This window comes from Mycobacterium sp. NGS35, from assembly GCF_059812855.1.
The window spans coordinates 50,287-65,167 of record NZ_JCALDL010000015.1 but is presented as its reverse complement, the minus strand read 5'-3'; the positions used below and the strand labels follow the sequence as shown (position 1 = coordinate 65,167).

Sequence of the window (14,881 nt, the reverse complement as noted above, 5' to 3'; positions counted from 1 at the left end):
CGCGCTCAGGCGAGAGCACAGCCTGTCGCCCGTTGGCGCCCTTTGGCTCTCAGCGCATCAACCCGCCAAGAGACCCCAGCAACCGGCCCAACCCGAATGGTCCGGCCGAACGTGCGTCGGCCCACCCATGCCGGTTGAGCCCCGTTGCCGCGGCGTCAGACCGGCCGCCCAGGGAGCCGAACGGATTAGCCGTCGTCGTCGGTGCCCCCGAGTTCACGTTCACCGTCGTCCGCTGCACGCGAGCGGCCACCGGTGTCCCCGGCGACGTGAATCGTTTGGCGATGGTGTTCGGCGCGACCCGATTGCCGTGCGTCATCGTGTCCGCCGCTACGGGAATGTTCGGCGGCGTGGGCACGGACGGGCGCGTGTCTGCGTTTGCCACGCCCATCCCCAGGGCGGCGGCGGGCAGGCCGAGACTCCCGACAACGATTGCTTTAGCGACGAATTTCTTGAACTCCATCGCCATCACCTCCTTGTGCAGCGATTCCTGGGTTTACCCGAGAGCCCGTGACCTGAATCGTCAACCCCGTTGTACGACATTTCTCAGTCCGCTTCTATCAATTTGCGGAGATCCCGAGTGATACGTGATCTTGTTGTCGAAGCCGGACACACTGATGGTCTCGACGCCGTCGACGGAGACGACGTTCTGCGCCCCTGAAACCGTCACTTGCCCGCAGTGGCCTCGAATCACGACGGTGTTCGAAAGTCCGCTGACGCTGACGAGGCTGTCGTTGCACTCGATTGTCTTGGTGACCTGGCTGCCGGCCACGCTCACATTGCCGCCGGGCGGCGGAACGGGCGAAGCCGCGGTCGGCGCGGGGGCGAAGCCGGTCGGCGCCCCCGGCTCACTCGCGCGCGGGGTCGGTGGGCTGGCGGTCGGGCGCCCATCGGACAACACCTGTGCGCCGAAGCCGGCCACACCTGCGGCCAGCGCCACCACTCCGATTACCAGCACTGCCGCCACCATCCACCACGCACCCGCACTCACCGCCCGGGAAGCCGACGGCATCGGACCGTAGGTGACCGGCGGACCTGCCGGCCCAAAACTCGCTGCGCCCGACGAAGCACCCAGTTCAGAAGCGCGCGCCTGCGTCGCTAAGGGGCGCTCCAACTCCCGGATGCGCGCCTCGGGATCACCGTCGGACTCCATTGCGCGATGGTCCCACGGTCCGCGTTGGCCGCGGGCAGGTCGCGACAAATAGCCGACACAAAAAGGGGTGCGCCGTCAGAGGCGAGAAAAGCGGGCGGTGCGGAGGCAACGTTCACCTCCGCACCGCACCCCGACCGGCTACCAGCTAACGCTGGATGCGATTTACGTCGAGCACTTCGAAATCTGAATGGCGCCACCGCCATTTCTGCCGAGCGCATTGCTCTCAGCAGCCGCCAGCGTTCCGCCGAAACCGCCGTACCAACTATTCGCCGAGGTGGCGAGCGCCGCGCAACCGTTCACCGCCCACGCGGCGATGCGGCAGTCGGTGCCGCCGTACTGAATGCAGTAACCCATCGCGACGTCCTCGGCCTGCGCACGGGTAGACGCGTTGTTTCCCCAGCCGAAGGCGCCGGTGGCCGGGGAGTAGGCAATTGCGACGTAGGTGTCGGATTGGGCGCTGGCCGGCGCGACGCTGAGGACTCCCAGCACTGCGGCGGTGGCAGCGCCGCCGGCGGCTAGTGCCGTGAGGCGCTTGATCGACATTGTGGCTCCTTCGGGCGGTTCATTAATTCCGGCTTTCCGGGGTGAAGTGACTGTAATCCAGGGCCCGTGAAATCGCTGTGAGAATCATGAAAATCGTCGACAGTTAACCCCGACCGACTTCAATCGAAGCCGGGATCGGCCGCCGTCAGTAAATGACATCAGGGTCATTTCATTGGCGGCACTTGCCGGAAATTAGTCGACCGAGCAGCGAGCGTGGCGCCTCCCGCGACCACCGGCCGCGCCCGAGGCTTGTTACTGTGTCGGATCGCAGCGGCATGATGACTCGAGCGCCGGGTGGCGCGGTGCCGGGGCGCCAGGAGTTCCAAACACCATGCTGAAGGTCGTCGCGAAGGTCTGCATCGCGCTGTCGCTGCTGCTGTGCGCGGGGGCATACCCGGTCTTCGCTAGCACCGATCCGCCGGAAAGCCTTGAGTTGGCGCAGAACTGGAGCCTGTCGCCGGCGGGCGGACTTCCGCCGGGCCCGGCTGTCTCCCGCACCGATTACCGCGACTCCGCGTGGTACCGAATCCGGCACATGCCGGCGACCGTACTGGAAATTCTGCGCGAGAACGGCGTCTATCCCGACCTCTACGTCGGCAAAAACCTTCGGGACAAAGTTCCGCAAGATTTGTACAAGCAAGATTGGTGGTACCGAACCACTTTCACCGCACCCGCGGGCCGCACAACCTATTTGCTCGATTTCCCGGGAATCAACTATCGCGGCGAAGTGTGGCTGAACGGACATCTCGTCGCCGACAGTAAGCAAATTGTCGGCATGTATGTCGACCACCAGGTGAACGTGACGCCGTGGATTGCGCCAGGACAGCCCAACACGCTCGCGGTGAAGGTCACCCCCGAACGCGCGCTGCAAGACATCGACGGCGTCGAACTGGCCGATAGCTGGAACGACTGGATCAACTGGGACTACCTCGGCTATCAGGGGCCGGGAAAGAATGCGCTGCACGGCAACTCGTTCGTGTCCGACCGCAACGCCGGCATCTTCAAACCCGTCTACCTCAAGGCGACCGGCGTCGTGGGGCTCGGTCCTGCGCTCGTCAACAGTCAACTTCCGTTGCCCCGCACCGACTCTGCGCAGCTGACCATCCGCGCGAATGTGCACAACTACTCGACGCAGCAGACCCGCGGTGTTCTGCGCGCAATCATCACGCGGGCCGGCAAGCCTGCAATCCGTGTGGACAAGACGGTCATGCTTTCCCCCGGCGAAGATCGCGAAGTGACGTTGTCGCCCGACGAATTCGAGCAGCTGCGTGTCGACAAGCCGGACCTGTGGTGGCCCTACACCATGGGCCAACCCAACCTGTATGACCTCAAGGTGGAATTCCGGGTCAACAACCAGCTCAGCGACACCCGCACGCAGCGGTTCGGCGTCCGCACCGTGACGCAAGACCGCGACACCCGGTTCTCCGACAACGGCGGCGACTTCTATCTCAAAGTCAACGGCAAGAACTTCCTGGTGCGCGGCGCCGCCTACACCCCCGACCTTCTGTACCGGTATGACCCCGCCCGCGAGACCGCGGTGCTGCGCTACGCCAAGGACCTGGGCCTCAACATGCTGCGGCTCGAAGGAAAATTCTCCAGCGAGCACCTGGTCGAGAAGGCCGACGAACTCGGCATTCCGCTGATGTTCGGCTGGATGTGCTGCAACCAGTGGGAGAAATGGGAGCAGTGGGACGCCGAAGATCACCGCGTCGCCATGGACAGCCTGCGCTCGCAGATACTGACGCTGCACAACCACGCTTCTGCGTTCGTGTGGGCCAACGGCAGCGACGGCCTGCCACCACCGCCGATCCTCGCCGAATACCGCAAGATCCTGACTGATCTGCACTGGCAGAACGCGGTCGTCGACACGGTGTCGTCGTTGGCCCGCGACCGCAACGGCGTACCCACCTGGGACGGCATCGACATGGCCGGGCCCTACAGCTGGCGCCCGCCGACGTACTGGTTCAGCGGACGCTACGGCGCCACCTGGGGATCGTCGGCCGAGCAGGGCAACAACGAACACATCCCGCCGTTCGCGAGCCTGAAGAAGTTCATCCCGCCCGACAAGCTGTGGCCGATCAACGACACGTGGTACTTCCACGCCGGAGCCCAGCCGAGCAACGCGACGTTGGCCAACATCCAGCGGGCCGTCAACCGGCGCTACGGCCCGTCGACGAGTGCCGAAATGTTTGCCGGCAAAGCGCAATTAGCGCATTACGAAGCGACCCGCGCGCAGTTCGAGACCTTCGCCGCCGACGGCTGGGCCACCCACAAGATGACGATCTACTGGATGCTCAACAGTCATTGGCCGTCGTTCTACGGCAACCTCTTCGACTACTACCTGCGGCCCGGCGGCGCCTACTACGGAGCCAAGAAGGGCCTGCGGCCGCTGTCGGTGGTGTTCGACTCCTACGCGACAGGCGACCACACTTCAGCGAACGTCACGGTCGTCAACCAGACCCAGACCTACCAGAAGAACCTCGATGTGCGGGTTCGCGTCTACGACCTCCAGGGACGCGTCCGCACAGATCGCACAGCGAATGACATCAGCGTGATGTCGGGCGAATCGGTCAGGGCGATGACGCTGCCGCGGGGACCGGCCGACTCGCCGGTCTACTTCGTGCGCTGTGAATTGCGGGACAGCACGGGCAAGCTGATCGCCGAGAACGTCTATTGGCAGTCGCAGCAGCGCGACGACCTCGGTGTGCCGGAGAACGATTCCGCGTTCGACCTGGCCCAGGCCAGCTGGGCGGACATGACGGCGCTGAATTACATGACGCGGGTTCCGCTCGAGGTGTCAGCCCGGCACGTGGGCGCCGAGGGCGGTGACGGCGTCGCGATCCGGCTGCACAACCCGACGACGTCGATCGCGTTCTTCGAGCGGGCGGAGATCTTGCCGACGCGCGACGGCGACGAGATCCTGCCCATCGAATACGACGACAACTACGTGACCGTGTTTCCCGGCGAGACGGTCGAGATTCGCGGTGTCGTGCCGACGCCCGGAACCGCCGGGACCTGGGTCAGGGTCACCGGCTACAACACACCTGCCGTCAGCGTGCCGATCCGGTAGAAGTCGTTGGCGCTGAAGCGGGATTGCGCGCGCTGGTTTGAATGCCTGCCCTTCGGGAACTCAGAACCCGACGGCGGGACCTGCATCGTGTGTGCGGGTAGAACCGGCCCCGCCGGTCACCCAAGAACGTACAGCCAAACGAGGAGGATGCATGGCTGAGAACAGTGGACCGGAAGAAGGCATCAAGGGTGTCGTCGAAGGCGTCAAGGGCAAGGCCAAGGAGGCTGTCGGGACCGTGACCGGTCGCGACGACCTCACCGAAGAGGGACAGGCCCAGCAGGACAAGGCCGACGCTCAGCGTGATGCCGCCCGCAAGGAGGCAGAGGCCGAGTCGGCGCGCGGCGGCGCCAAGGCTGCCGAAGAGCGCCAGAAGGAAAACCAGTAAAAGCCCATCCCACACGGGCCCGGTTCATTGCGAACCGGGCCCGTTCCTATTGGCCGAACGGCGTGCGCAGCACATAGCGGCTGGTGGGCACGGTGTCGATGTTCTCGTTCGCGCCGAACGCCGACGTGCTGGCGATCATCCGGCCCATCCGGTCAGCCAAATCGGCGTCGTCGGCAGCCCCGAAGAAGGCGTGCAGATCACCGACCGCCTCGATCGGGAACAGCTCCTCGACGATCCCGTCGACGGCAGGCGCCTCCGGCGTCAACGCGCGCCACACGACGTTCTGCGTGTAGCCGAACGTCGCCTGCGTCTCGATGGCGACGCTCGTGTGGTGAAGCTGCCAGCGCTGCAGCCACGTTTCGCGGTCGAACTGCGGCGGCCGGCGCAACACCGCGATGTTCGCCAAACCAGTTGTGCGCTGGCCTGATTCGCCACTGGGCGGCGCCAACGGCACGGATTCTGTGACGAGGTACGCAGCCACGCTGGCGCAGTGCTCGGACAGCAGCGCGATCGCGTCGGCCACCTGCGCGCCATACGACTGCTGGACCCACATGCTCACGACGGCAACTACTGGCGGATCCAGCGTCGTGAGCGTCATCAACGAGCCACGCACCGCGTCGTCGCGCACGTTCACGGCAAGTCCGGCAACACCGAGCGCCAGGATTTTCTGGGCCACCGGCCCGCGCAGATGGGAGCACCACGTCTCGTCACGCTCCGCGTCGCGCAAGAGCGCGATCACCTTCTCCACCCGAGTCAACTTAGCCGCTGACGTCGTGTGATTTGCCCCTCATTTACCTTGCCGATACTAAGAATTCGTTACACATCATCGTTGCCCACGCAACGACGACGTGGTTGCCGAACAACGCAGTTTCGCAGGCAGACCCGCCCGAGTCGATAACCGGTGAGCCGCCGACGAGATTCGCTTGACAGTTTCTTAAGCACACTCTGAGAAGGGCACATCGGCCCTCGAGCGCGGGTCGTTCGTTTCTCGTTTACCGCGATTTCAGATGGCTAGACTCAACGAGGATGTGCGCCGCACGGCGCAGTGAGACGAAAAGTCCGGAGCCGGCACCACGATTGCCGGCGGAGGTTTTGATGGTTATGGCCAATTCATTGCTGTTGCATGCTGCCGACATTCGGCCGCTCAGCCGCGCGCGTCTTATCACGGCAATCGCGGTGGGCCGCGGTCCGATCGGCGACCTCGCCGTCGACCGCGACGGCGTCACGATCGTCGCCGCCAACGCGGGCGACAACAGTGTGTCGTTGCTCGACGGCCACGGGCTCCGCGCGCACGCCACTGTGCCGATCGGCGGCGAGCCCCTCGCGGTCGCCGTCACCGGTGGCCGCGCATTCGTCGCGGCGTCCGCGCCCACGTATGACTACGTGTCCGCCATCGACACCCACTCCGCGAGCCGACTCGCCAGCCTGCCGCTGCCGCTGCAGGTGGCCAAGATCGCGGCACGGCCCAACGGTGGCCACCTCGTGGTCGGCGGTGCCGGTGACGACAACGTCGACCTCGCATTCGTCGACGTCGCGTCCGGCTATGTCGACACGGTCGCGATCGCGGATGCGGACAGCACCATCGATGCGCTCCGGATTTCGCCGAACGGCCGGTTCGTGTACGTCGGCACCTCCGACACGTCGCGGTCCCGCCTCAGCGTGGTCGACGCCACGACGTCGCGTGTGGTGGCCACTGTGCCGACGGTGTCGCCCATCCGGGACGCCGTGGTCCGCGGCGACGGGCGAGTGGCGTACGTGCTGGGCTCCGACCCGGAATACGGCGGCCTGGTGGAGGTCATCGACATGACGACCGGCAAGCCGGTGGCCACGGCCTGGCTCGGCGGACATCCCGTGCAGGTGGCGCTCAGCGCCGACGCGGCTCGCGTCTATGTCGTGTACCGAGACGCGGTGGCCGTGGTGTGTGCCAACACCCATGAGGTCGTCGACACCGTCAGTATCGGCGCGCAGCCGTCCTGTGTGGCGACGAGCCCGGACGGCCGACTGTACGTCGCCGACTACACGGGTCGGGTCAGCGTCTTCGACGGGGCGACGCCGGCCCACTTCGACGATGTGCTCGGCGTGGAGACCGTCGCGATGCGCGACGTGCGCGAGCTGCAGCCGGCCGGCGTCTGAGCCGTCGTCAGTAGCGGATCAGGCCGCGCAGGTTCACTCCGCTGAGCATGTCGTCGTAGCCCTGGTTGATGTCTTCGAGCGGGTACTCGCGGGTGACTAGTTCATCGAGCTTGAGCTGGCCGTTGTCGTACAGCGACAGCAGCCGGTAGATGTCGCTGCGCGGGTTCGACGACCCGAACAACGAGCCCCGCACCTGCTTTTCGTAGCTCGTCAGGTCGAACAGCGACATCGTCGCGGTGAACTCCGTCGGATGCCCGATCGCGGTGACCACCACACGACCCCGCTTGCCCACCAAACTGAGCGCCTGCGCCAGGTAGGACCCTTCGGCGACGTCGGTGGTGATGATGCAGACGTCGGCCATCTCCCCCTGGGTGAGACTGTTGACCAGCGGCCAGGCCTCGTCGACCGACGAGGCGACGTGGTTGGCGCCGAACTCCCGCGACCGCTCGCGCTTGTACTCCACGGGATCCAGCGCGACGATGTGCTGCGCCCCGGCGATGCGTGCGCCCTGCACCGCGTTGATGCCGACCCCGCCGACACCCATCACGACGACGGTGTCGCCCGCGCGGACTTCACCGGTGCGCACCGCGCTGCCCCACCCGGTGGTCACGCCGCAGCCCAGCAGCGCGGCCTTGTCCAGCGCGACGTCCTGGTCGAGCTTGATCACCGACGCGGTGGGCACCACGGTGTACTCCGAGAAGGTCCCGAGCACGCAGAACTGGCCGACGTCGTGGCCGCGCGCGTGGAACCGATACGTGCCGTCGAGCTGAGGACCGGAAAGAATCGTCGCCCCCAGCTCGCACATGTTGCTCATGCCGCGGGCGCAGGGCTTACAGCGGCCGCACGCCGGGATGAAGCTGAAGACGACGTGGTCGCCTTCGGCGATGTCCGCGACGCCGGGGCCTACTTCCACGACCTCGCCCGCGCCCTCGTGCCCGCCGATCAGCGGGAACGCCATGGGCAAGTCGCCGGTCACCAGATGATGGTCGGAGTGGCACAACCCGCTGGCGGTCATCTTCACCAGCACCTCGGCCTGTTTGGGCGAATCGAGGTCGATCTCTTCGACCTCCCACTTCTGGTTCCGTCCCCACAACACCGCGGCCTTGGTCTTCATGCATCCGCCCTTCCCTAGTGGTTCGGCTCGATTATTGGCCTGTCACCCCGGTGCGCGGGCCAAGATGGGAACTAAGACGGCGAAGAGCAAGCACAGGGGGTGGCAGTGGAAAGCACCATGCAGGACTTCCCGCTCACGATCACCATGTTGTTGCGGCACGGCACCGGCTGGCATGCCGAGCGCAAGGTGATCACCGCGACCGACGACGGCTACCGCGAGGCAAGCTACGGCACTGTCGGTGAGCGCGTCGCGCAGTTGGCACACGGACTGCGGGAGCTGGGCATCACCGGCGACGAGCGGGTCGCGACGTTCATGTGGAACAACCAGGAACACCTGGAGACCTACTTGGCGGCACCGTGCATGGGTGCGGTGCTGCATACGCTGAACATCCGGCTGCCCGCCGATCAGCTCGCCTACATCGCCGAAGAGGCGCAGGACAGGGTTGTGGTGGCCGACCTGTCGCTGGCGCCGCTACTGGCCGCTGTGCTGCCGAAGATGTCGACTGTGCACACCGTGGTGGCGGTCGGACATGGCGACCTCGACGCGCTCACCGAGTCCGGCAAGACCGTGGTCCGCTACGACGACCTGCTGGCCGACCAGCCCACCACCTACGACTGGCCTGACGTGGACGAAAAGTCCGCTGCCGCAATGTGTTACACCAGCGGCACCACCGGAAACCCGAAAGGCGTGGTCTACAGTCACCGCTCGGCATTCCTGCAGTCGATGGCGATCTGTGCCGGCTTTGCGATCAACGAGGACGACCGCGTCCTGCCGATCGTGCCGATGTTTCACGCCAATGCGTGGGGCAAACCGTACGCGGCGCTGATGGCCGGCGCCGACCTGCTGATGCCGGACCGCTTCCTGCAGGCGGAGCGTCTGGTGAAGATGGTGCACGAGCATCGGGCCACGATCGCTGCCGCGGTGCCTACCATCTGGAACGACGTGCTCAAGTACCTGAATTCCCATCCGGAGTACGACATTTCGTCGCTACGGGTGGTGCCGTGCGGAGGCTCGGCGGTGCCGCTGGCGATGATGAAAGAGTTCCAGCACAAGCACGGCGTCGAGATCCGCCAGGCCTGGGGAATGACCGAGACCTCGCCGCTGGCGTCCATTGCCCGGCCGCCCGGCGACGTCGGCGAAGAAGAGCATTGGGCGCTGCGGAACACCGCGGGCCGGCCGATGTGCGGCGTGGAAGCGCGCATCGTCGACGACGACGGCAACGTGCTGCCCAATGACGGAAAAGCCGTCGGCGAGGTCGAAGTTCGCGGACCGTGGGTGACGGGCTCGTACTACCTCAATGCCGACGAGTCGAAGTTCCATGACGGGTGGCTGCGCACCGGAGACGTCGGCCGCATCGACGGCCGGGGCTTCATCACGCTCACCGACCGTTCCAAGGACGTGATCAAGTCCGGCGGCGAGTGGATCTCGTCGGTCGAGTTGGAGAACCACCTGATGGGCCACCCCGGCGTGTTCGAGGCCGCCGTGGTCGCCGTGCCCGACGAGCGCTGGCAGGAACGCCCACTGGCCGCGGTCGTCGTCGACAAGGGCGCCGACGTCACCGCCCACGAACTGCGGAAGTTCCTGAGCGACAAGGTCGCTCGATGGTGGCTGCCTGAGCGGTGGACTTTCGTCGACGAGATTCCCAAGACCAGCGTCGGCAAGTTCGACAAGAAGCTGATCCGCGCCCGGTACGCGGATCAGCAATACGACATCGTCGAGTGTCATCACTGATCGGAGAAGCCGTGTTGTACAGCACGATGCAAGACATTCCGCTGACGCTGACGTCGATGCTGCGGCACGGCACCACCATCCACGGCGACCGGGTAGTGATCACCGCGACCGACGACGGCTACCGCGAGATCAACTACCGCGAATTCGGGGTACGCGTCGCGCAATTGGCGCACGGCTTGCGCGCGTTGGGTGTGCGGCCCGGCGACCGCGTCGCCACGTTCATGTGGAACAACCAGGAGCATCTCGAGGCGTACTTCGCGATCCCGTGCATGGGTGCGGTGTTGCACACGCTGAACATCCGGCTCTCCGACGACCAGATCGAGTTCATCGCCTACGACGCCGAAGACACCGTGGTGCTTGCCGACACGTCGCTGGCGAAGCAACTAGCGGCTGTGCTGCCGAGGATGGAGACCGTGCGGGCGGTGGTGGCTGTCGGTGACGGCGACACCGCGGTGCTGGAGACCGCGGGCAAGGACGTCATCCGCTACGACGAGCTGCTCGCCGCCCAGCCCGGCGACTTCGACTGGCCGGACATTGACGAACGAGCCGCTGCCGCAATGTGTTACACCAGCGGCACCACCGGCCACCCGAAAGGCGTGGTGTACGGGCACCGGTCGACATATTTGCACAGCACGTCGGTGTGCAGCACCAACGGAATGGCTTTGGCCGAGGGGGACCGGGCGCTGCCGGTGGTGCCGATGTTCCACGCTAACGCGTGGGGCATCCCGCATGCCGCGCTGATGGCAGGCGCCGACCTGCTGCTGCCTGACCGCTATGCGCACGCACCCCGCTTGGTCGAGATGATCGAGAAATGTCGCCCGACGGTGGCCGCCGCGGTGCCGACTATCTGGAACGACATTTTGCACTGCTTGGAACAGGACCCAGCGCATGACATCTCGTCGCTGCGGCTGATCCTCTGTGGTGGCTCGGCGGTGCCGGAATCGCTGATGCGCGCCTATGACGAGAAGTTCGGCATCACCTTGATGCAGTTGTGGGGCATGACCGAGACGTCGCCTGTCGCGTCGATGGCATGCCCGCCGCGCGGGGTGGACGGTGACGCGGCGTGGCAGTTACGGGCGACGCAAGGCCGACCGCTGTTCGGGGTCGAAATGCGCATCGTCGACGACGATGGCAATGTGCTGCCCAACGACGGGAAGTCGGTGGGGGAGTTGGAGGTTCGCGGTCCGTGGATCACCGGCAGCTATTACCGGAACCGGGATGCCGAGAAGTTCGCCGACGGATGGCTGCGCACCGGTGACGTCGGGCGCATCGATGCGCTGGGCTATGTCACGCTGACCGACCGCGCGAAGGACGTGATCAAGTCCGGCGGCGAGTGGATCTCCTCGGTGGAGTTGGAGAACCACTTGATGGGCCATCCCGACGTGCTGGAGGCGGCGGTGGTGGGCGTGCCCGACGAGCGCTGGCAAGAGCGGCCGCTGGCTGCGGTGGTGCTGAAGCAGAACGCAACCGTCACTGCTCCGCAGCTGCGAGACTACCTGCGCGACAAGGTTGTTCGGTGGTGGCTGCCGGAACGCTGGGCCTTCGTCGACGAGGTGCCGCGCACCAGCGTGGGCAAGTTCGACAAGAAGGTGATCCGCGCCCGCTACGCCGACGACGCCTACGACGTCGTCGAATGCGCTGACTGACCTACGGCGAGCAGACACCAAATCGCATCGCGCAGCGCCTTCTCACGCAATTCAGCGTCTGCTCGGCGTAGGTCGGGGCTCGGTAGCCACGGCAATCGCCCGTCAGTCATGATGTTTAGGTGGCCTCACAATTCGGACGGAGGGCGCTGTGACTGGGACCGAGCGGCTGGCACTGGTACTCGCAGGCGGCGGCGTCGCTGGGATCGCATGGGAGACCGGGTTTTTGCTCGGCGTACAGGACGAGGCGCCAGGTGCCGCCCGGCGCCTGCTCGACGCGCAGCTTCTCCTCGGCACGTCGGCGGGTTCGGCAGTCGCAGCGCAGATCTCCAGCGGCACGCCGTTGCAGAGCCTCTACGAGCGCCAGCTCGAACCGGCTACGCACGAGATCGCACCCCACATCGACGTCGACGAGCTGATCGAGCTGTTCGAGCATGCCAGCGACCCGACAGTCTCGCTCTCCGAACGCTTGAAATGGATCGGCTCGCAGGCCCTTTCGACAAATACGGTCACTGAAGAGGCCCGGCGGGCCGTGATCGAGCATCGGCTGCCGTCCCATGATTGGCCGCAGCGTCGGCTCGAGGTCACGGCAATCGACGTCGGCACCGGCGAGCGTGTGCTGTTCGACCGAGACAGCGGCGTGTCGCTGGTCGACGCCGTCGCGGCCAGCTGCGCCGTACCGATGGTGTGGCCCCCTGTGACGATCGGGCAGCGGCGATTCGTGGACGGCGGCATCGGCAGCAGCGCCAACGTGGACGCGGTCACCGGCGCCGACGCGGTGGTGATGCTGTCACCCAGTCCGGAACCGGGGTTTTCGCCGTTCGGGCGGAGTCTGGCCGACGAGCTGGCCGAGTTCCCGGGCCGGGCGCTGGGCATCTTCGCCGACGAGGGGTCGGTCGCGGCGTTCGGGCGCAATCCGCTAGACCCGGACTGTCGCGCGCCCTCAGCGGTCGCGGGCCGCCAGCAAGGACGGCGCGACGCCGCCAAGGTTGCCGCGTTCCTCGACGCCGCTGGTTGACGCGGCTGTCCCGCGTTTGTACCCACCTCCTGGGGGTACCTCTCTATCTTGCTTGTTTGACGAAAGAAGAAGAGAGGTGCAGCGATGGCGACATCTCCTGCCGGCGGCGCCACCGGTCGGGCTGACCGCTGGGCGACGGTTCAAGGCGCCGCGCTCGTCGTCGGCGCGGTGTTTCTGTTAGTGGGCGTCTTGGGCTTCATCCCGGGTGTCACCGACTACGACGGCGGAATGAAAGTCGCCGGTCACCAGTCGGGTGCGATGCTTCTGCATCTCTTCCACGTATCGGTGCTGCACAACATCGTCCATCTGCTGTTCGGCGTGGCGGGGCTGTTGATGGCGCGCACCTTCAACGGAGCACGGACGTTTCTGATCGGCGGCGGCCTCATCTATTTGGTGCTGTGGATCTACGGGCTTCTCATCGATCAGCACAGCGCCGCCAACTTCATCCCCGTCAACACCGCCGACAACTGGCTGCACTTCGCTTTGGGTGTCGGCATGGTCCTGCTCGGGCTGCTCCTCGGCCGCACCACAGGGAACCGGGCGAGCGCTACCGGCCCGACCGGAACGGGAGTCTGATCGGGCGCAAAGGATCAGTCGCGGGACTCAGCGGGTGAGTCGTTGGCTGCGTCGTCGGTCGAATGATCGTGCGCCTCAAACGAATCCAGCGACTGGGCGGCGAGTGTGCGTCCCACGTCGATCACATCTGCGGCGCGATGGAAATCCAGACTTCGCGACGACGTGCGCGGCACCTCGATGAGGATGTCCGGTGGATACGCGGCGAGCTGATGACGGGCCAGCGCCGCCTGCATCACATCGATGGTGCGGTTCATCACCTCGAAACTGCCGAGTTTGGGCACCATCGCCGACGCCGTGGCCACGTCGTCGGATTCTGGGTCGGCCTCGGCCAGTTCCTCCTCCGCCTCGTCCTCGGCGGTCGAGCTGAACCGGCCGAGTACCGAACGCGCGGCCGGAGTTTCCAGAAGCGCCGACGTGCTGCGCACCAACCGGGTGAACCACTCCGCTGCCGCGTTGGGCTCCTCTGAGCGGCGGTAGCGCTCACTGCCGATGTCGTCGCCGTTGAGACTCACCGCGATCGTCACGTCGGCGTTCGCGCCCGCCAGCGGCCCGACCGGCAGCGGGTCCAGGATGCCGCCGTCGGCCAGGACCCGACCGTCGGCGACGTACGGCGCGATCATCCCCGGTATCGCGATCGACGCGCGAATCGCCACATCGAGCGGACCGCGTTGCAGCCACAGCGATTTACCGGTGAGCAGGTCAGTGGTGACCGCGGTGTAGGGGATCGGCAGCTTCTCGATCTCCGCCTCGCCGACCAGGTCGCGAACCACGTCGAGCACCTTCTCCGCGCGGAAGAACCCCGGACCGCGCCAGGCCGGGTCGAGCAGCCGCAGTACCCCGCTCTGGCTCAGCGTCTTGGCCCAGTCCGTGAATTCGTCCAGGGCGCCGGCCACATGCAAACCGCCGACCAGCGCGCCCATGGATGAGCCTGCGACACCGACGATCTCGTAGCCGCGGTCCAGCAGCTCGGCGATCACCCCGATGTGGGCGTAGCCGCGCGCGCCGCCGCTTCCGAGTGCCAGCGCGACGCGCTTGCCGTCCATTTGGCCATTGTGCGCGCGCTCAGTCACAGCCGGCGTCCGCGGCCGCCTTCGCCGCCACGATCACCCCGGCCTGGCGTTCCGGAGTCAGCTTGGTCCACGGGGTGTTCCACGTGCCCTTCTCGCCGGTCGCCGACGCCTGCACCATCGCCAGGTACGGCTCGATCTGAGCGTGCGGGTCGCCGGGCTTGTCCTTCATCCATTCCCGCGCCCAATGGCAGGCCTGGTAGTACTCCTCTTCGGTGGAGCTCGCGGGCACGTTCACGGCGGTCGTCACGCCGGCCGGTGAGACCTCCACCTGCGCCGGCGCGGTCGACGGCGCGGCCTGCGGGGCGGACGTCGGCTTGGCTTGATCTGACGGTTCCTCCGACGTCGAGCAGCCGGCCAGCAGCGTCACGACCCCGACACCGGCCAACAGCAGACCCTGGAAGCAGCGCGCAGCAGTCATGTGTGCCAGACTATTGGCCGTGATGGGACT

Annotated in this window: 14 protein-coding genes; 7 read left to right on the top strand and 7 right to left on the bottom strand. The window is 66.1% G+C overall.

All coding sequences use genetic code 11. The features are described from left to right. Nucleotides 1-49: 49 nt before the first annotated feature. The 3 genes from AC5Y4C_RS19915 to AC5Y4C_RS19905 form a co-directional block, all read right to left on the bottom strand. A complete protein-coding gene (locus tag AC5Y4C_RS19915; RefSeq protein ID WP_499964672.1) occupies nt 50-460 on the bottom strand; it encodes a hypothetical protein in 411 nt (136 codons plus the stop codon). A 60-nt stretch (nt 461-520) separates the two neighbouring features. Continuing rightward, complete coding sequence (locus tag AC5Y4C_RS19910; RefSeq protein WP_499964674.1) at nt 521-1,150, bottom strand: DUF3060 domain-containing protein; 630 nt, start codon at nt 1,148-1,150, stop codon at nt 521-523. 162 nt (nt 1,151-1,312) lie between these two features. Further along, nucleotides 1,313-1,693, bottom strand: a complete 381-nt coding sequence (locus tag AC5Y4C_RS19905; protein WP_499947615.1) for a DUF4189 domain-containing protein — start codon at nt 1,691-1,693, stop codon at nt 1,313-1,315. A gap of 331 nt (nt 1,694-2,024) precedes the next feature. Between AC5Y4C_RS19905 and AC5Y4C_RS19900 the strand changes: the two genes are divergently transcribed. Further along, complete coding sequence (locus tag AC5Y4C_RS19900; RefSeq protein WP_499964676.1) at nt 2,025-4,763, top strand: glycoside hydrolase family 2 protein; 2,739 nt, start codon at nt 2,025-2,027, stop codon at nt 4,761-4,763. Nucleotides 4,764-4,914: 151 nt separating this feature from the next. Continuing rightward, entirely contained in the window at nt 4,915-5,148 is a 234-nt protein-coding gene (gene mbp1 / locus AC5Y4C_RS19895) for a microaggregate-binding protein 1 (protein WP_499909439.1), read from the top strand. 46 nt (nt 5,149-5,194) lie between these two features. On the opposite strand, the gene AC5Y4C_RS19890 is transcribed toward mbp1, so the two are convergent. Next, nucleotides 5,195-5,896, bottom strand: a complete 702-nt coding sequence (locus AC5Y4C_RS19890; protein ID WP_499964678.1) for an EthD domain-containing protein — start codon at nt 5,894-5,896, stop codon at nt 5,195-5,197. Between the two features lie 353 nt (nt 5,897-6,249). Here AC5Y4C_RS19890 and AC5Y4C_RS19885 point away from each other — a divergent pair, with 353 nt between their 5' ends. Beyond that, entirely contained in the window at nt 6,250-7,281 is a 1,032-nt protein-coding gene (locus tag AC5Y4C_RS19885; RefSeq protein ID WP_499964680.1) for an MmpL3/TtfA transport complex stabilizer, read from the top strand. 7 nt (nt 7,282-7,288) lie between these two features. On the opposite strand, the gene AC5Y4C_RS19880 is transcribed toward AC5Y4C_RS19885, so the two are convergent. After that, nucleotides 7,289-8,395 (bottom strand): NDMA-dependent alcohol dehydrogenase, encoded by a 1,107-nt coding sequence (locus AC5Y4C_RS19880; RefSeq protein ID WP_499909445.1) that lies wholly within the window; start codon nt 8,393-8,395, stop codon nt 7,289-7,291. A 105-nt stretch (nt 8,396-8,500) separates the two neighbouring features. On the opposite strand from AC5Y4C_RS19880, the gene AC5Y4C_RS19875 reads away from it, so the two are divergent. From AC5Y4C_RS19875 to AC5Y4C_RS19860, 4 genes are all read left to right on the top strand, one after another. Beyond that, nucleotides 8,501-10,126: a fatty acid--CoA ligase gene (locus tag AC5Y4C_RS19875; RefSeq protein WP_499964747.1), complete on the top strand. Its 1,626-nt coding sequence runs from the start codon at nt 8,501-8,503 to the stop codon at nt 10,124-10,126. 14 nt (nt 10,127-10,140) lie between these two features. Then, nucleotides 10,141-11,772, top strand: coding sequence for a fatty acid--CoA ligase (locus AC5Y4C_RS19870; protein WP_499964749.1), 1,632 nt, complete (start codon nt 10,141-10,143; stop codon nt 11,770-11,772). A 148-nt stretch (nt 11,773-11,920) separates the two neighbouring features. After that, nucleotides 11,921-12,787, top strand: a complete 867-nt coding sequence (locus tag AC5Y4C_RS19865) for a patatin-like phospholipase family protein (RefSeq protein WP_499964682.1) — start codon at nt 11,921-11,923, stop codon at nt 12,785-12,787. Nucleotides 12,788-12,871: 84 nt separating this feature from the next. Beyond that, nucleotides 12,872-13,363 (top strand): DUF4383 domain-containing protein, encoded by a 492-nt coding sequence (locus AC5Y4C_RS19860; RefSeq protein WP_499909449.1) that lies wholly within the window; start codon nt 12,872-12,874, stop codon nt 13,361-13,363. A gap of 14 nt (nt 13,364-13,377) precedes the next feature. Here the strand turns inward: AC5Y4C_RS19860 and AC5Y4C_RS19855 are convergent, their stop codons facing one another. Together AC5Y4C_RS19855 and lpqV are read right to left on the bottom strand one after the other, a co-directional pair. Further along, nucleotides 13,378-14,406, bottom strand: a complete 1,029-nt coding sequence (locus tag AC5Y4C_RS19855) for a patatin-like phospholipase family protein (protein WP_499964683.1) — start codon at nt 14,404-14,406, stop codon at nt 13,378-13,380. Nucleotides 14,407-14,425: 19 nt separating this feature from the next. Then, nucleotides 14,426-14,851: a lipoprotein LpqV gene (lpqV, locus tag AC5Y4C_RS19850; protein WP_499964685.1), complete on the bottom strand. Its 426-nt coding sequence runs from the start codon at nt 14,849-14,851 to the stop codon at nt 14,426-14,428. Nucleotides 14,852-14,881 lie beyond the last annotated feature (30 nt).